At 62.2% G+C, this 16,497-nt stretch carries 19 protein-coding genes; 7 read left to right on the forward strand and 12 right to left on the reverse strand.

What is annotated here, in order from left to right; translation table 11 throughout:
* Positions 1-39 precede the first annotated feature (39 nt).
* The 5 genes from AB7813_RS05730 to AB7813_RS05750 form a co-directional block, all read right to left on the reverse strand.
* Positions 40-441 (reverse strand): DUF1330 domain-containing protein, encoded by a 402-nt coding sequence (locus AB7813_RS05730; RefSeq protein WP_439077340.1) that lies wholly within the window; start codon positions 439-441, stop codon positions 40-42.
* A 48-nt stretch (positions 442-489) separates the two neighbouring features.
* Positions 490-1,437, reverse strand: coding sequence for a Dyp-type peroxidase (locus AB7813_RS05735; protein ID WP_439083377.1), 948 nt, complete (start codon positions 1,435-1,437; stop codon positions 490-492).
* A 68-nt stretch (positions 1,438-1,505) separates the two neighbouring features.
* Positions 1,506-2,978 (reverse strand): amidase, encoded by a 1,473-nt coding sequence (locus AB7813_RS05740; RefSeq protein ID WP_439083376.1) that lies wholly within the window; start codon positions 2,976-2,978, stop codon positions 1,506-1,508.
* 242 nt (positions 2,979-3,220) lie between these two features.
* Positions 3,221-4,477 carry an amidohydrolase family protein gene (locus tag AB7813_RS05745; RefSeq protein ID WP_089264026.1) on the reverse strand — a complete coding sequence of 419 codons (1,257 nt, stop codon included), beginning with the start codon at positions 4,475-4,477 and terminating at the stop codon, positions 3,221-3,223.
* Between the two features lie 215 nt (positions 4,478-4,692).
* Positions 4,693-5,052 (reverse strand): hypothetical protein, encoded by a 360-nt coding sequence (locus AB7813_RS05750; protein ID WP_089264657.1) that lies wholly within the window; start codon positions 5,050-5,052, stop codon positions 4,693-4,695.
* Positions 5,053-5,164: 112 nt separating this feature from the next.
* Between AB7813_RS05750 and AB7813_RS05755 the strand changes: the two genes are divergently transcribed.
* Both AB7813_RS05755 and AB7813_RS05760 read left to right on the forward strand, forming a co-directional pair.
* Positions 5,165-5,398, forward strand: coding sequence for a hypothetical protein (locus tag AB7813_RS05755; RefSeq protein ID WP_089264025.1), 234 nt, complete (start codon positions 5,165-5,167; stop codon positions 5,396-5,398).
* Positions 5,398-5,694, forward strand: a complete 297-nt coding sequence (locus AB7813_RS05760) for a type II toxin-antitoxin system RelE/ParE family toxin (RefSeq protein ID WP_120292466.1) — start codon at positions 5,398-5,400, stop codon at positions 5,692-5,694. Before AB7813_RS05755 ends, AB7813_RS05760 begins: the two co-directional genes overlap by 1 nt.
* A gap of 36 nt (positions 5,695-5,730) precedes the next feature.
* Here AB7813_RS05760 and AB7813_RS05765 read toward each other — a convergent pair whose 3' ends face one another.
* The 3 genes from AB7813_RS05765 to AB7813_RS05775 form a co-directional block, all read right to left on the reverse strand.
* Entirely contained in the window at positions 5,731-6,219 is a 489-nt protein-coding gene (locus AB7813_RS05765) for a hypothetical protein (protein ID WP_089264023.1), read from the reverse strand.
* Positions 6,220-6,285: 66 nt separating this feature from the next.
* Positions 6,286-7,497 carry a patatin-like phospholipase family protein gene (locus AB7813_RS05770; RefSeq protein WP_439084226.1) on the reverse strand — a complete coding sequence of 404 codons (1,212 nt, stop codon included), beginning with the start codon at positions 7,495-7,497 and terminating at the stop codon, positions 6,286-6,288.
* A gap of 23 nt (positions 7,498-7,520) precedes the next feature.
* Positions 7,521-7,799, reverse strand: coding sequence for a hypothetical protein (locus tag AB7813_RS05775; RefSeq protein WP_439061674.1), 279 nt, complete (start codon positions 7,797-7,799; stop codon positions 7,521-7,523).
* A gap of 236 nt (positions 7,800-8,035) precedes the next feature.
* Between AB7813_RS05775 and AB7813_RS05780 the strand changes: the two genes are divergently transcribed.
* Entirely contained in the window at positions 8,036-8,662 is a 627-nt protein-coding gene (locus AB7813_RS05780) for a TetR/AcrR family transcriptional regulator (protein ID WP_120292463.1), read from the forward strand.
* A 20-nt stretch (positions 8,663-8,682) separates the two neighbouring features.
* Here the strand turns inward: AB7813_RS05780 and AB7813_RS05785 are convergent, their stop codons facing one another.
* A complete protein-coding gene (locus AB7813_RS05785; RefSeq protein ID WP_089264656.1) occupies positions 8,683-9,231 on the reverse strand; it encodes a cupin domain-containing protein in 549 nt (182 codons plus the stop codon).
* A 147-nt stretch (positions 9,232-9,378) separates the two neighbouring features.
* Here AB7813_RS05785 and AB7813_RS05790 point away from each other — a divergent pair, with 147 nt between their 5' ends.
* A complete protein-coding gene (locus tag AB7813_RS05790) occupies positions 9,379-10,710 on the forward strand; it encodes an aspartate aminotransferase family protein (RefSeq protein ID WP_439061675.1) in 1,332 nt (443 codons plus the stop codon).
* 84 nt (positions 10,711-10,794) lie between these two features.
* Here the strand turns inward: AB7813_RS05790 and AB7813_RS05795 are convergent, their stop codons facing one another.
* Positions 10,795-11,085, reverse strand: a complete 291-nt coding sequence (locus AB7813_RS05795; protein ID WP_089264020.1) for a hypothetical protein — start codon at positions 11,083-11,085, stop codon at positions 10,795-10,797.
* 407 nt (positions 11,086-11,492) lie between these two features.
* On the opposite strand from AB7813_RS05795, the gene fabA reads away from it, so the two are divergent.
* On the forward strand, positions 11,493-12,026 hold the full coding sequence (gene fabA, locus AB7813_RS05800) for a bifunctional 3-hydroxydecanoyl-ACP dehydratase/trans-2-decenoyl-ACP isomerase (protein WP_120292461.1): 534 nt from the start codon (positions 11,493-11,495) through the stop codon (positions 12,024-12,026).
* Between the two features lie 459 nt (positions 12,027-12,485).
* Here the strand turns inward: fabA and AB7813_RS05805 are convergent, their stop codons facing one another.
* Positions 12,486-12,878, reverse strand: a complete 393-nt coding sequence (locus tag AB7813_RS05805; protein WP_120292459.1) for a MerR family transcriptional regulator — start codon at positions 12,876-12,878, stop codon at positions 12,486-12,488.
* Positions 12,879-12,939: 61 nt separating this feature from the next.
* Between AB7813_RS05805 and AB7813_RS05810 the strand changes: the two genes are divergently transcribed.
* Together AB7813_RS05810 and AB7813_RS05815 are read left to right on the forward strand one after the other, a co-directional pair.
* Positions 12,940-13,593 carry a cation transporter gene (locus AB7813_RS05810; protein ID WP_439083375.1) on the forward strand — a complete coding sequence of 218 codons (654 nt, stop codon included), beginning with the start codon at positions 12,940-12,942 and terminating at the stop codon, positions 13,591-13,593.
* A gap of 826 nt (positions 13,594-14,419) precedes the next feature.
* Complete coding sequence (locus tag AB7813_RS05815; RefSeq protein ID WP_120292580.1) at positions 14,420-15,400, forward strand: tripartite tricarboxylate transporter substrate binding protein; 981 nt, start codon at positions 14,420-14,422, stop codon at positions 15,398-15,400.
* Positions 15,401-15,475: 75 nt separating this feature from the next.
* Here AB7813_RS05815 and AB7813_RS05820 read toward each other — a convergent pair whose 3' ends face one another.
* A complete protein-coding gene (locus tag AB7813_RS05820) occupies positions 15,476-16,459 on the reverse strand; it encodes a putative zinc-binding metallopeptidase (protein ID WP_120292455.1) in 984 nt (327 codons plus the stop codon).
* Between the last annotated feature and the right edge of the window lie 38 nt (positions 16,460-16,497).

The following is a 16,497-nucleotide window of genomic DNA, read 5'->3' on the forward strand; positions in this document are numbered from 1 at the left end:
TTGGTGGCTCGAATAAGTCGGAATCCGGTGTCGATCCCCTCAGCCGATCTTGAACTTGCTGTAAGCCTCGCTCGTGCAAATGATCACATGCTCGGCACAGCCGTTGGTCCGGTGCGGGTCGCAGAGATTTTCATAGTCCGGTGACGTCATCATCTCGATGAAGGCTGCAACGGAGGGATAATACACCAGCGCCAGATAGTCCCACTGCTGGTGATCCGGTTCGCCGAGCGCGACGGCCTTGGCGTCACCGGTCCACAGCAATGTGCCACCGCGGGCCTTGATCATCGGCACGGTCAGCGCGCTGTAACGCAGATAGGCATCCCAGCCCGACCCGTCACCGTCGAGCGAACGCTCGCGGAAGCGCATCAGATTGACCATGACGACCGGGCCCTGATGCTCCATCTCTTTGAGCCCCTTGATATTCAAGAGATCGACACCCATGCACAATCTCCTGTTTCAGCAAGCCGCGGGCAGATAAGCGAACACCGGTTAAGCCTCGGGATCGACATCGTCCAGGAATGTCGCTGTGGGTACGAAGAACAGCGTCCCTGTCACCGCGCGGCTGAAATCCAGCAGATGGTCGTAAGTGCCCGGCGGGTTGCCGATGAACATGTTCTCCAGCATCTTCTCAATGCGCTGCGGGGAACGGGCGTAACCAATGAAATAGGTGCCGAACTCACCTTTGCCTACCTCGCCGAACGGCATGTTGTCGCGCAGAATTTGAAGCTGCTCCCCATTCTCTTCAATCGACGTCAGGACATTGTGCGCATACGGCTTCTTCTCGGAATCGCGCTGTTCGATATCGGACAGCTTGTGCCGGCCGATGATGTTCTCCTGTTCCTCGACGGGCACCTTGTTCCATCGCGCGACGTCGTGCAGATATTTTTGCACGATCACGTAGCTGCCTCCGGCAAAGCCGGGGTCTTCATCGCCGACAAGGGTGGCCGCGTCAGCGGCCTGACCGACAGGGTTTTCAGTTCCGTCAACAAAGCCGATCAGATCGCGGTCGTCGAAGAATTTGAAACCGTGCACCTCGTCCACGGCCGAAACCGCGTCGGCGAGCCGCGACATGATGTGCGTCGCCAGCTCGAAACAGAGATCCATGCTCGCCGCGCGGATGTGAAAGAGGATGTCGCCGGGTGTCGAAACGGCGGTATGCACGCCGCGAATTTCGCGAAACGGATGCAGGTCTTTCGGACCCGGCGCTCCGAACAGCCGAGCCCAAGCCTCGGAGCCGACCCCCATGATGCAGGACAACTGCCCGTTGAGATTGCGGAAGCCCACGCCGCGCAACAGGCTGGACAGGTCGCCGCACAAGCCACGAACCGCCTTCTCGGGGGCCGGTCCGGGATTGATCGTCACGACCAGGAATATCGCTGCCCGCGTCAGCCTGGCAACGACCGACTGGGACACGGGAGCCGGTAAGCTTGAAACCATGTTCGATCCATTCGATATCCGTGCGTCACGTACCTTTTGCGTGACGAAGACAGTATCTGCCGACGCGCCTATTGCCGGCTGACATGCTTTGCCGGCAGCTTGCCGCCGTTCCACTTGCCGTCGATCACGCGCTCGATCTGCGCGGCCAGTTGCAGCAGCAGGCCGTCATTGGCCTGACGCGTCTGCGCCTGAATGCCGAGCGGCAGTCCGTTCTCCTGCGCCGCCAGCGGCAGCGAGATGCCGGGGATGCCGCACAGATTGGCGAGCGGTGTATAGGCGAAATTCTTCCACAGATTGGCGAACCAGTCATGCACCGACGGATTGGTGCTGGTGGTGAGATATTCCGATGTGCCGACCTTTGGCGTCGGCTTGGCGGTGATCGGCGTCAGGATGATGTCGTAGCGCTCGAAGAACGCGCCGAAGGCCCGCGAGGTCGTGTTGAACACCGCCTGCATCGCGTTGCGCTCGGCATAGGAAGTGTTCAGCCCGCTCTCCCAGATCTTGATATTGATCGGCTCCAGCAGATCGGTGGTCGGTTTATCCAAACCGAGCCGCGCCAGATGACCGGCGATGACCTGCGCGAAATTACTGATGTAGCAGGTCGTCTGCGCAGCAAATGCGTTACGGAAATCCACCTCCGGCAGCGCCCATTCCACGTGATGGCCGAGCCCTTCGAGCATTTTGCCGACACGCTCGAGTTCGGCAACGAAATGCGGCGGCGCTTTGTAGTCGCCCCACTCATGCGACAGCGCGATGCGCAGTCTGCCCGGGTCGCGCTTGATCAACTCGCTATAGGGTTCGGCCGGCGACCAGAAGGGCATGAATTCGCCGGGTGCGCCGCCGCGGCAATTGTCGACGAAGGCAGCCGTGTCGCGCACGCTGCGGCTGACGCAGCCCTGGATCGAGACCAACCCGGAGAGATCCGACAGCGCGGGCGCCAGCGAATAGACGCCGCGCGAGACCTTCAGACCGATCAGGCCGTTCACACCTGCGGGAATGCGGATCGAACCACCGCCATCCGTGGCGTGGGAGATCGGCAGCACGCCGGCCGCGACCATCGCCGCAGAGCCGGCGGAGGAGCCACAGGTGGTGTAGTCGGTGTCCCAGGGATTGCGGGTGACATAGAGCTTGTTCTCGGCAGAACTGCAGACGCCGAATTCCGGCGTGGTGCTGCGGCCCATGATGTTGAGCCCGGCGCCCCGGATCTTGCCGGTCAGGAAGCTGTCCTGCGCGGGGCGATGCCCCTGCATGATCATGGAGCCGAATTCCTGCAGCCGTCCCTTCAGGGTCGGGCCGAGATCCTTCATCAGGTAAGGAACGCCAGCGAACGCGCCCTCGGCATTCATACCGTCCTTGGCAGGATCGGCGACGACGTCGTCGAACACTTCGACGACGGCATCGAGCGCGGGATTGGTGCTGGCGATGCCGGCGGCGGCCTGCGCCGCCAGATCGGCCGGCGTCAGGTCGCCCTTGCGCACGCGCGCGGCCAGCGCCACGGCGTCGTGTTTGGCCCATTCGTCCCAGCTCATCGCCAATGTCATGTCGCACGTCCAATTCGAGATTCGGTTGGTGCGAGCCTAGACCGGATGGCTGTTTTCTCGAAAGCCGTGGCAGGTGCCTTGAGCGCGCGGCAGACGCAGGGCAGACCAGCGTGCCGAAGCGCGATCGCCGTCCCCCTCCCCGGCGGCGGTAAATTCCAGCAGGACGTCAGCGTGCGGCACCATAGCCGGGCCAGCATAGCCCCGGTTGTCGCTTCGCTCACCCGGGCACCGCGCCGCTCTCGTCAGTTTGCCGAGAACGGCAGAGAATACGGCCGTCCGAACGGGACCCCGCCGCGCACGGTCTGAACCGCCTTTAGATAGGCCTTGCCGGTGCGCGGCTTGTTCGAGGTATCGAGCAGTTCGATCGGCCCCTCGACGAGTTCGAGAATGGCGACATCGGCGGGCGCGCCGACCTGCAGCGTGCCCAGTTTCGGCACGCGGTTGATGACATTGGCCGGCTTGATCGTGGCGGCCGCGATCACCTGGTCGAGCGAGAAGCCGAGCGCGAGAAACTTGCTGAGCACCCAGGGCAAATACGGCCTGCTGGGCGTGTTCGCCGCGGCCACATGGACGTCGCTGGAAATCGTATCGAACACGAGCCCCTGCTGGATCGCCTCCTCGGCAATGTCATAGTCGAAGCTGCCGGCGCCATGACCGACATCGATGATGACGCCGCGCTTCTTGGCCTCCAACAGCGCGGGAAGCACCTTGCCGTTCTGCACCGTGTTGTTGCCGAGTGCGCTGTAAGGATGAGTCAGGATATCGCCGGGACGCAGCGTATCGACCAGCACCGACAGATCGCCCGGTGCATTGCCGATGTGGCACATCACCCGCCCCTTGGTGCCCGAGCGTTCGACGGCCAGAATGGCGCGCTTCAGCGGTTCGATACCGTTATTGCCGACGAATGCCAGCGTCTCGCGCACCTTGGCGCCGAGCACGAGATCGGGATTTTCCGCAATCGTGCGCGCCGCGGCATCGACATTGGCGTAATCGATATTCAGCAACTCGCCGACGGGAAAGCCCGCAAGGCCGATGGTCGAGATGTGCACGAAGGCAAACAGCCGGCTGCGCGAATGCCCGACGACATCGCGCTTGAATCCGGCAAATGTGTTGGCGCCGGCATCTCCGGCACTCACATAGGTCGTCGTCGCCGAGAACGGCACTAGCTCATCCGGCGGAATGCCGATCGCCGACCCATAGGGATAGACATGGGTGTGAAGATCGACGAGGCCGGGCGTCACCAGTTTGCCCTTGGCATCGATGCTCTGCTTTGCGCGCTCCGCTGGAATGCTCGGCTCAACGGCGGCGACCTGCCCGAACTTGATGCCGATATCGCGAATGCCGCGCAGATTCTGGCTGGGGTCGATGACCTCGCCGCCCCGGATTACGAGATCGAAACTCTCAGTGGGCTGCTGGCCGAACGTCCCCCCGGATGCGCCAAGCGACCCAAGCATGGCCGCGCCACCTGCCAACACATCACGTCGTGAAATCTTAGCCACTGATATCTCCGCCCCTGAACCAAAGTCCTGTCAGGCGAAGATAGTGGCCGGAACTCGAAATGTGCTTTCGTTGATTTTGATTTCGCGGCGCTTTTGAGCTCCGCCGCGATCAAACCGGAGCAACAGATAGTCGCAGCGATGATTTAATGAGGGTCGCGACAATGTCGACCGAAAGCTTTCACAGGAATCCGGCGCTGCGACATGCGCCGCCTCGCCTAGCCGCAATTCCAGATCGGTCCGATCGGGGTTCGCGTCCAGCATGGGCCCATGCTGCCGCCATTGTACTGGCCGCGATAGAAGCCGGGCCGGCCGAAATAATACTTCTCGCCGTCGGACCAGCGATAATAGACCGGGGTACGGTCGATGTACCAATGGCGCCGATCGCGTTTGGCCATGCGCAGGTCCGCGCGCTTCTGCATGAACAGCGGAACGCTGTTGTTCAGCGGCTGGTGATAGCCCGGCAGGAAGCCGTAGCCCTTCCATTGCTGCGGCTTCTTCTTCACCGGCGCCGCCAGCGCAGCGGCGGAGGTGAGCGACAGGACGAGAGCAATCGATAGACACATGAATCGCGACATGCCCACAGCATAGAGATTTGGCACGCGGGCAGCCATTCAAATTCAGGTGGGTCGGGTGGATTCCTCAGGGCATCCCCGTGACGTTGTGTCTCCGTCGTGATACCTTGACGCCATGAAAACCAAGCCCCTTGCCGATATCCTGGAACGCGTCGAGACGTGGCCGCCACATGTGCAGGACGAGCTGGCGGCCTATGCCCGCGAGCTTGAAGCCGGCGTGAAGGGGGACGCGTATCAGCCAACGCCGGAAGAACTTGCCGGCATCGATCGCGGATTGCGGGCTGCCGATGCTGGCCGGTTTGCCACCGTGACTGATGTCGAAGCCGCCTTCGCCAAATTCCGCCGCTGATGAAGGTCGTCTATACCGACGAAGCTCTCACAGACATCGATCAGATTGCTGACTGGCTTATCGCCCATTATCCGGCGATCGCCCCCACTGTCGGACGGCGTATCCAGGCTGTCGTCGCGCGCATCGCACGATGGCCAGACAGTGCCCGCCTCGTTCCCGATCGCCCGCATGTTCGCGCCGCACCGCTCGGCCGCTATCCTTATGTCGTCTTCTATCGCGTGACAGCAGACACGATTGAAATCCTCCACGTCCACCATGCAGCGCGACAATCGCCGGACGATAACGAGAAAACATAGCGAAACGCCTGCGATCGCTGCGACGCGATCCCCCGATCAGTTTCTGCTCATATTGATGGTGACGTTCCGGATGTCGCCTTCGGACGATATCGAGAAAGACTGCTTGTTGCCGCGCGTCGAGAGCGACAGGCTGGCCGAGAATCCCGGCGCGTCGATGACGGCCGAGATGAGGCCTCCGGACTCCCTGCCCGCGATGCTTCCGCTGATTCCGCGACTGGTTTCGCTCCATGTTCCGGCGATGGTGCCATCCTGGCTGACCACGTCGCTGTTGAGATCGAAGCGGTAGCTGTCGCTCGCGCAACGCAAGCTCTGCAGAAGCCGCCTTTCGCCATTGCTGACCTGGTATGTCGCCTTGCAGCGAAGCCGCTCCTTCGATCCGTCGGACAGCGAGATCGCTCCCGCGCCTGCCCAGGATCCGGTAAGGCCTGTGAACGGCGGCGACTGCGCCGCCGCCGAACCCGAGGCGGCGACGAGCAGGATCGACACCAGGGCAAGCCGGCGGGGCGAAACGATCTTGCGAAGCATGGAAAGTCTCATGAGGTCACTCCTGTTTCAGCACGCATGTGCCGGGTTTGAAAGTCGCATCGCGCATCAGTTGCCGCTTGCGACTTGCCGCGTGATTGCTCTGTGTGACGCCGCCACGGCATCCTGATCGTCGGAGGGCGGGGATTTCGACCAGAGACGGTTGCCCCGCGCCCTCTCATAACCGTATTGGAACAGCGCGCGCATATAGGCGGTGTCGAAGCCGGACATCGGCGATGGCGGTCGATCGCCCTCGATATAGGTCAGATTGAATCCGAACTTGTTGCGGCGGGCGAAGGCATAGGTGTTGTAAAGGATGGACCGTGTCTGAATCTTCGTCACGGTCGATGACGCCCGCGCAGCGATTTCGATGGTGGAATTGGGAATGACCTGAAATTCCCGTTCGATCTTGTTGTTGATCAGGACGTAGAGCTGCAGCTTCTCTGCCCTGGCGAATGTGGCGTCGCGCAGCAGGAAAGCCTCCGGCAATGTCAGGACAGGCGCAGTGACGCCGCCATCGACATGCATCTCCTCGAAGCGCTTGCCGTTCGCCTCCGCGGTCACCAGCATCGGCGGAAACACCACGGGCAGACTCGCCGAAGCCGCGACAACATCCCGGAACAAGTTCAGTGCTTCGGGCGTACGCAGCGAAGCGATCCGTCCCATGTCCCACATGGCGGTCCGCTGGGAGTCCAGGTTGGTCGTGACGACGAACAGCATCCGCCCCTTCGCGTGTTCGGCTGCGACAGCCGCGACGAAGGTCTCGTCGATATACTTCGCCACCAGCTCGCGTAGCCGCGTGTTGCCGAACAGGCCCGAACCAAAGATCGCATTGAACGGATTGGGTGCATCGAGCAGGCTCGCGGCAACGCCGCTGGTGTAGACGTCACGCAAGGTCGCGTCATAGTCGGAACCGAGAAACGCGAAGGGCGCGATCAGTGCGCCGGTGCTCACACCGGAGACCATCGAGAACGACGGGCGCGTCCCTGCCTCGGTCCAGCCATTGAGCACGCCGGCGCCATAGGCGCCGTCCGCCCCGCCTCCGGACAGCGCCAGATAGGTTCGAGGCCCCCGCAACACGACCTGGTTCTGACCGCTTCGGAACGTCGAGGCCGGTTCGTCCGCATAACGGCGCAGGTCCGTAAGATCGAGGACGCGCGCACTGGATGCATCCGCGGCGCTATGCGGCGTCCGTGGCAGCGACGAACATCCGGCCACCAGAAGGCTCAGCGCCGCAGCGACAAGCAACGAAACCGACGGCCGCCAATGGTAGCCATGCATGACATGTTCGGTCAGGAGAGCGCTCACGGGTTCGACGCCCCGTCCATAGAACCGCGTCGCAGGGCGACCTGAAGGGATGCCGCCGCGGGTTGAGCGACGAGTTCGAGGTAGTCCCGGTGGATCGCCTGGACGGTCGTGCGCTCGTCGAACTTCACCCGCCAACTGCTCGGCGAGCCGCGGCCCACGATGACTCCCTGGCGATCGCCGTATTTGGGATGCCGCTCACGACCGAGAACGCTCATCCGGACACGGGCACCGCGGAACAGCCGCGGCGGCGATGCGTCACTATCCGCATTCATCATGCAGCCCTCGCCCGGTCGGGCGCCTGATGGGCAATCAGTGTCGCTTTCGCTGTGGCCACGGTTTCGATCAGCTTGCGTCGCCGATCTGCGGTGCCGGCCGCATCGGCTGGCAACGGAGACATCATTTTGAAAGCACTATGCATTTGACCGCGCGTGTTAAGTGAGCAATCACTCACTATTATTGACTGACTCAAAAGTCAATAGCAGCCCTGCCGGGGATCGATTATCCTGGTCCCATGAATGCTGAGCTGAAGAAGCGCGCCCGACGAAAAGCGGAACGACCGATCGAGATCCTCGACGCGGCCTTCGAGGAATTCGCCAAAAACGGCTATGCCGCCACCCGGCTGGAGGATGTCGCCGCCCGCGCCTCCGTCACCAAGGGCACGATCTATTTCTATTTCGAAACCAAGGAGCGCGTGTTCGACGAGATGATCCGATACAAGTCCCAGGCGTTCTTTCCCGAACTGGAAAGCTATGCCGGGACATTGGAAGGATCATACAACGCACGCCTGCGTGCGCTCATGGTCTTCGTCTATCGCAAGATTGCCGAGGACAGACCTTTCCGCGAAACACTCCGCTTCCTGATCGCCGACGGCTCCCGCTTCCCCGACCTCGTGGACCGGCACTATGACGAGTTCATGCGGCCCGTCATCGACCAGTTCCGAATGGTGATCGAAGCGGGAGTCGCGGCTGGCGAATTCCGCCCGTCGCAGGCAAGCACATTCACCGAAATCGTGATGAGCCCGGCGCTGCTGTTGACCGTGTGGTCACTGTTGTTTGGAACGCGAAGGCAGATCGACGTCGCGGTCTTCACCGATGCCAGTATCGACCTGTTGATGCGAGGGATCGATACCTCCCGTTAGCCCCGACGCGGTTTAGGTCCTCAAAACGTCGGCGGCGTGCAGGCGCTGATCACTTCGCAGGGTTTCGCGCCGACGCAGCGGAAGCGATGCGGACGGCGGCTTTCGAAATAATAGGCATCGCCGGGATCGAGGATGCGGCGCTCCTCATCGACGGTCACTTCCAGCCGGCCTGACACCACGATGCCACCCTCCTCGCCGTCATGCACCAGCGGCACCCGTCCGGTGTCGCTGCCCGGCTCGTAGCGCTCCTTCAGGATCTGCAGGCTGCGGCCGAACAGATTGTCGCCGACCTGGCGATAGGAGATTGGCGTCTTGCCGATTTCGGTCAGCTCATCCGAGCGGTAGAACGCCTTGCGCGGCCGGTCCGGTTCGATGGCGAAGAAGTCGGCGAGCCCCATCGGAATGCCATCGAGAATACGCTTGAGCGCGCCGACCGACGGGTTCATCTGGTTGGACTCGATCAGCGAGATCGTCGAATTGGTCACGCCCGCGCGCTTGGCCAGCTCACGCTGCGACAGCTTGTGACGCCCACGCACGAAGCGCAGCCGTTCGCCTAGATCGATGGTCACGCCAAATCCCTGTTGCGAGTGTTTCGGATCGAACAAATATGACCCGGCCCATTCAATAAAATCAACAGGTTAATCAGATCGAGAAAAGGACTTGTTGCATTCGGGCGAACATGATCCAGATGCTGAATCAGCCAAGGGAGCCGCGCCGTGACCGTTCATCAGATTCCGAACACGCTACAACTCGAGTCGTTCTGGATGCCGTTCACGGCCAACCGCCAGTTCAAGGCGGCACCGCGCATGTTCGCATCCGCGCAGGGCATGTATTACACCACCGAAGACGGCCGCAAGGTGATCGACGGATCGGCTGGCCTCTGGTGCACCAATGCCGGCCACGGCCGCCGCGAGATCGCCAGCGCCGTTGAGAAGCAGCTTACCACCCTCGACTTCGCCCCCGCGTTCCAGATGGGCCATCCGCTCGCCTTCGAATTCGCCAATCGTCTGGCCGAGATCGCACCCGCCGGCCTCGACCGCATCTTCTTCACCAATTCCGGTTCGGAGTCGGGCGATACCGCGCTGAAGATCGCGCTGGCCTATCATCGCGCCAACGGCCAGGCCTCGCGCACGCGCCTGATCGGCAGGGAACGCGGCTATCACGGCGTCGGCTTCGGCGGCACCTCCGTCGGCGGCATGGTCAATAACCGCCGCGCCTTCTCGTCAGCCCAACTGCCCGGCACCGATCACATCCGCCACACCCACGATCTCGCACGCAACGCATTCTCCAAGGACCTCCCGGAGCACGGCGCCGAACTCGCCGACGACGTCGAGCGTCTGGTCGCGCTGCATGGCGCCGACACCATTGCCGCCGTCATCGTCGAGCCGGTGCCCGGTTCGACCGGCGTGCTGCCGCCGCCGAAGAACTATCTGCAGCGCCTGCGCGAGCTCTGCACCAAGCACGGCATCCTGCTGATCTTCGACGAAGTCATCACCGGCTTCGGCCGCCTCGGCACGCCGTTCGCCGCAGATTATTTCGGCGTGACGCCGGACCTGATGACCACCGCGAAGGGCATCACCAACGGTACCGTGCCCTGCGGCGCCGTGTTCGCCAGCCGCAAGATCTACGACGGGCTGATGACCGGGCCGGAAAGCCAGATCGAGCTGTTCCATGGCTACACCTATTCGGCGCATCCGGTCGCCTGCGCCGCGGGCATCGCGACGCTGGACATCTACAAGAGCGAGGGACTGCTGACGCGCGGTGCCTCGCTCTCCGACTACTGGCGCGATAGCCTGCACGCGCTCAAGGACCTGCCCAATGTCATCGACATCCGCAATTGCGGCCTGATGGGCGCCGTCGAACTTGCACCCCGCAAGGATGCACCGGCTGCGCGCGGCTATGACGTCATGGTCGACTGCTTCAACCGCGGACTCTATCTGCGCCAGAGCGGCGACGCCTTCGCGATGTCGCCGCCCCTCATCGTCGAGAAGAACCAGATCGACGAGATCGTTTCGATCCTGAGCGACGCCATCAAGCGCGTCGCCTGAGTCCACACACGATCTGATCCAACAAGGCCCGGATGAAGCCCCTGCTTCATCCGGGCCTTGTTGTTCAAGAGATCCGGCTGTCGATCAGCTGGCGCTGCCATGCGCCCGTGCGCACATCCGTGTCACATGATCCACGCTCATCACCGGCGTCGGCGCAACGGTGTCGCTCGAACCTGTGCTGGTCGTCCATGAGAGACCGCCGAGCGACGCCATGACAGGCGCTATGGCAAAGCGCGACATCATCGCGACATTCACCATCGCCGGCACGTCGACGCGGGGATGGCTGACGATCGCGTCCACGATCAGGCCGAAGGCGGCCAGTCCCAGTGTTCGCTTGCGAGATCTGATTGAGGTCTTGCGGAATTGGATCGGCATCGCGGGCTCATTGGCTTGAGGATGCGCACGCACCAAGGTGGGAGCGCGCCGACGGGTCGACGTCGCGCGCCATTTTAGCGATCAACTGTGACTATCCGGTCTGATGCCGCGAACAACAAAGCTCGCAACCGATCACGTCGCGAAGAGTCGCCCAATATCGGTCATCACATCTTCATGAGGACGGGCAAGCTACATAGGAGAAGCTGACCCGGCGTGGCCCGGATAGAGCCGTTGCGAAATCCGGGAGCTTTGCAAGGCTACTCTGAACTACGGCTCCGGTCGCCCATACTCGAACAGGTGCGCGGCATCTCGCACCTTGACCAAAGCATGCATACACAACACCATACAACTTCAGCGAGGTTGCCTACCGGCCAACTGCCGAGCGTCCACCATGAGGTCTTGTCGTCTTGCCCAGCCCGCCGCATGCGTTTCACACACCGCAAACATCCTACACAAAGGATGATCTGCTCAGGTCGAGCGAGGGCGGCTATTTCGGTCCGGGCAATGCACAATTGCCCGCGCCGCCGATGCTGATGATGGATCGGATCACAGAAATCACCCTGAATGGCGGCGAATTCGGCAAGGGCCAGATCGTCGGCCAGCTGGACATCACCCCGAGCCTTTGGTTCTTCACGTGCCATGCCCTCGGCGACCCGGTGATGCCAGCATCTCTCGGTCTAGACGCCATGTGGCAGATGATCGGCTATTGGCTTGGCTGGTCGGGCTCGCCAGGCAAAGGGCGAGCCATCGGCGTTGGCGAGGTGACGCTCAGCGGGCATGTCACGCCAGACATCAAACGCGTGCGCTATGAGGTGGATATGCGTCAGGTGAGACGCGGCAAACTGACTCTCGGAATTGCGAATGGCCGCGTGCTTGCCGATGACACATGTGTCTACGTCGCGAAGGATATGCGCGTTAGTCTGGTGACGCCCGCGGACTGAGCTGAGCAAGCGTAGGACGGGTTGAGCCCTTCGCGAAATTCATCACGGCGCGTCACGCGACAGTGATGGCGCCGCTTCGCTCCTGCCATCCTATGCGCTCTCGAAATTGGTCGTCGAATTCGGGGGGACCAAACTCGACGCGAGCGCGGTCTTTTTTTGATGGTCAGGCCACGCCGGTCGAGGAACTTCCAGAGCGTGCCGATGGCGGCCTTCACGCCGCGCTCCTCAGGCAGCTCGCCTGCATTTCGGCCAGCGTGATGTCGCGGTCGGCGTCGATCAAGCCTTGCAGATAGGCCCCGTGCGGGTCGAGCTTCGCGCCCTGAGGCTGACCCAGCAGCCCCTCGCCTTGCGCTCCCTGGTTTCCCGCGCCCGGCGCACCCAGATGATCGCCGCATATCGGTCATCACATCTTCACGAGGACGAGCACCTCGACACGGCGAGCAATCGCCATGCTTCGTGTCATCCGGACAGCGTCTCGATGACACGACACTCACAGACTCTGCCGTGACTGCACTCTTCCACCATGCGCTTCAATTCTTCGCGTAAAGCGGTGAGTTGCGCAATCCGGCGCTCGACGTCCGACAGGTGCCGGCGCGTGATCCGGTCGACCTCTGCGCAAGACTGATCTGGTCCCTCGCTCAGGGTCAGCAATTCGGCGATGTCGGCGATCTCGAAGCCGAGCTCGCGGGCGTGCCGGATGAAATTCAGGCGGGCGACATCCTCCGGCCGATAGCGGCGCTGCTTTCCCTCCGTCCTCGTGGGCGCGGCCAGAAGGCCAATCCCCTCGTAGTAACGGATCGTCGGCACCTTGATGCCCGTCAGACGCGACGCTTCTCCGATTGCGTAATCCATTTTTCCCTTGAACCTCTAGTCGCTAGAGATTGTACGCTTGTCTCACATTGAGAGGAAGCCGATGTCCGACAAGACCTGTTGCACCACCGACACCTGCTGCGAGCCGCCGCCCATCGATTTTTCGAAGGCGAACGCGAAGCCTGTCTCCCCGGCGGCCTGCGAGACCGAGGCATGTGGTTGCTCCGGCGGCGTTCCGGTCTTCGACGGCGTCGATCCCCGCTACAAGCGCGTGCTGTGGACGGTCATTGCCATCAACGGCATCATGTTTCTTGTCGAGATGATCGCGGGACAAATCGCGGGATCGCAGGCGCTGAAAGCGGATGCGCTCGACTTCCTCGGCGATACCGTCACTTACGGGCTGAGCCTCGCGGTCATCGGCACCGGCATCAGGACGCGGGCAACGGCGGCTTTGTTCAAGGGCCTTTCGCTCAGCGTCATGGCTCTATGGGTGTTCGGTTCGACCGTCTACCACACGCTTATCCTGGGCGTTCCAAGTGCCGAGGTCATGGGCGCGATCGGCTTCCTGGCGCTGGCAGCCAACCTCGCCTCGGTGCTGCTCCTGATGCGTTACAAGGACGGCGACGCCAATGTGCGCTCTGTCTGGCTGTGTTCCCGGGCCTTCATATTTCTCTCCTCCTCGGTGCAGATACTCCGTCAGGCCCGGACTGAATATTCCGAACAGCCCGCGCCCGTTGGCCTGTCCCAGCGTTCCTGAGCCTAACATGCTGCCCTCTATTGCTGACGTGCTCGCCCGCGGCGATGGCCTTGAAAATAATCCTTGACGTTGTTTTCGGAGAGATTATATTCCATTACATCCCGTCCCACTTTGAGGGGCGTTGCCAGGGACGCTTGTTAGCGCGGGGCGGGATGTGGCGCCTGCGGGCGGGAGGAAGACGTTTCCTCACGCACTCGGGAGGCCTTGGGTCACCGTCCGGCCCCACTACGGGGGTCTGCCACTCATGCTGGCTGGACGTGGCATTGGTGAACGGCGGGAAACCGTCGGGATAAGCGGACTGCGGAGGTCTGCGCCTTTGCCCGGAAGAACGGTCCCGGGGACAGAAATCGCCACGATGGAGCGTCGAAAGGCGTTTCCGCGGCCTCTGCTGTCCGGCGATCCGGACACTACGCTGCGGCACTGTACCCAAGTCGCGCCTTTCGGCGCTTCATCTCCCTCATTTGCGAGGGAGGCCACCGGGACGGCCACTCACGCGCACAGGCGCGGGCAAGGATGGCTCACGCCCGTCCCTCACCTGCATCACAGCGATCAACAACATCATCACGGGAGGTCACATGCTCCTTGGTCACAAGTATCCGCGTCTCACATCGACAAATTCCACGCTGCGGCAGCAGACGTTAGCGGCCTTTCGTCTACTTTCCCCGTTACCGTGCGATGCGGTAGCCTGCCTGCGGGACTCTGCATTCCGCGACATCCGTCACGGCGCAGAACGGGCAGACAACAAGAAGAACGGTCTGCGATCCAGAGCGAGCGCTACGGCGCTCCCGCCGCTCTGGAGCGCGCCGGCAGTCGAGGAAATGAAATGATGAAGAGCTTCGTCCGCGCCGTGAGCGTGATCGCCGTGATGGCAGCCGGCGCCGGCAGCGCCGAGACTGCCTTTGCGCAGAGCTGGCCGAACCGGCCGATCCGCATGGTCGTGCCCTATACGCCGGGCGGCTATACCGACCTGATGGCGCGCCTCGTTTCCGAAAAGATGTCGGCGGCGCTGGGCCAGCCGATCGTCATCGAGAACAAGCCGGGCGCCAATGCCGCCATCGGCACCGACGCCGTCGCCAAGGCAGCCCCCGACGGCTACACCTTCGGCACCGTGATCGCGGCGCATTCAGTGAATCCGACGCTCAATCCGAAGCTGCCCTATGATGCGATGAAGGACTTCACTTACGTGTCGCTGACCTCGGTCGCGCCGCTGATTTTGATTGCGACGCCGTCCCTGCCCGCCAAGGACATGAAGGAATTCATCGCGCTCGCCAAGGCGAAGCCCGGCTCGCTCAATTTTGCCTCCAGCGGCATCGGCTCGGCGGCGCATCTGACCATGGAAATGCTGAAGAGCCGCGAAGGCATCAATCTGCAGCACATTCCCTACAAGGGCACGTCCGGCGCGCTGCAGGATACGGTCGGCGGCCAGATCAATGTGATGTTCGACGTCATCGGCCCGCTGATGTCGCAGGTGAAGTCCGGCAATGCCAAGGCGCTCGCCGTGGCTGCCAAGGAGCGCGTACCGGCGGCCGGCGACGTGCCGACCATGGCGGAAGCCGGCGTGCCGGATTTCGTCTCCGGCACCTGGTCCGGCATCATCGCGCCGGCGGGCACGCCGAAGGAGATCGTGGATCGCGTAGCCGCGGAGGCAAAGAAGGCGCTCACCGATCCCGACCTGAAGAAGAAGCTCGACGATCAGGGTATCGTCCCCATGGGCACCACCCCGGATGAATTCCGCGCCTTCCTCACCGACGAAATCGCGCGCTGGAAAAAGGTGATCACGGACGCCGGGATCAAGATGGAGCAGTAAGTACATAGCTCGTCATTCCGGGGCGCGCTGATCTGCGAAGCAGACCGGCGCGAACCCGGAATGACAGAGCCGCCCTCACCCTTCGCTGCGCGTTTTCAAAATCGCCAGATGCACGAAATGTAGCTTTCCCCTCACCGCTTGCGTCAGGTGAAACGGATAAGCGTCGCTCATGCCCATCGAACGATTGAGTTCGTTCATGCTGTAGGACACAGCATCCCACAGCGACAGCAACGCTTCGAAGTCACGCTCGAGATAGGGATCGTCCAGCGTATGGCGCGAGCGTTCGTCCAGTGACAGCGGCAGCGACGACGCGGTGTCCAGCGTCGAGACGATATGCAGGAAATGCGCGAAGGTCTCGGCCCAGTCTTCCCACGGATGCGATGTCGCATATTCGCTGATGAAGGCATCGCTATTCCACGAGCGATCGGCGCGATTGTGATAGGCCGCGAGTGCTTCACCGTAGTCGCGGGTTTCATCGCCGAAGATCAGACGGAACGGACCGATGAGCTGCGACTGATCGACCAGCGCTTCCCAGTAGAAATGCCCGACCTCGTGGCGGAAATGCCCGAGCAGCGTTCGATACGGTTCGCGAAACGCCGCGCGCCGCGCCTCGCGCTCGGCATCGTCAGCTTCCGAGAGGTTCATCGTGATCAGCCCCGACAAATGCCCGGTCATGATCGGATGTCCGGCGGTCTCGTCCGAGAGAATGTCGAACGCGATATGCGCGCCGCTCGACACGGCAAGGGGCAGTCTGAGCCGCATCAGGTCATAGGTCAGACGTCGCTTGGCTTGCTCAACCCGCTTCCAGAGCGCGACATTGCGATCGGATACCAGATTGGGAATTGTTCGCGTAAGCCGGCAGGACGGACAGAACGGATCGCTGTCATCCGTGGCCCAGTTGCAGGCGATCAGATCGCGATTGGCACAGGACATGGCCGACGCAGCGCTGACGACATTGGACTGCGCGGTGTCGAAGATCAGCGCCTCGCCGCATTGCACGCAATCGCTCTGCTCGAAGAAGACGCGTGTCTGGCAATTGGGGCAGATCAGTTGTTTCATGGGTGAAGTCTAACCCGAAACGGCCGGGATGGTTCAAC

This window comes from Tardiphaga sp. 20_F10_N6_6, from assembly GCF_052076045.1.
Taxonomy (GTDB): Bacteria; Pseudomonadota; Alphaproteobacteria; order Rhizobiales; family Xanthobacteraceae; genus Tardiphaga; species Tardiphaga robiniae.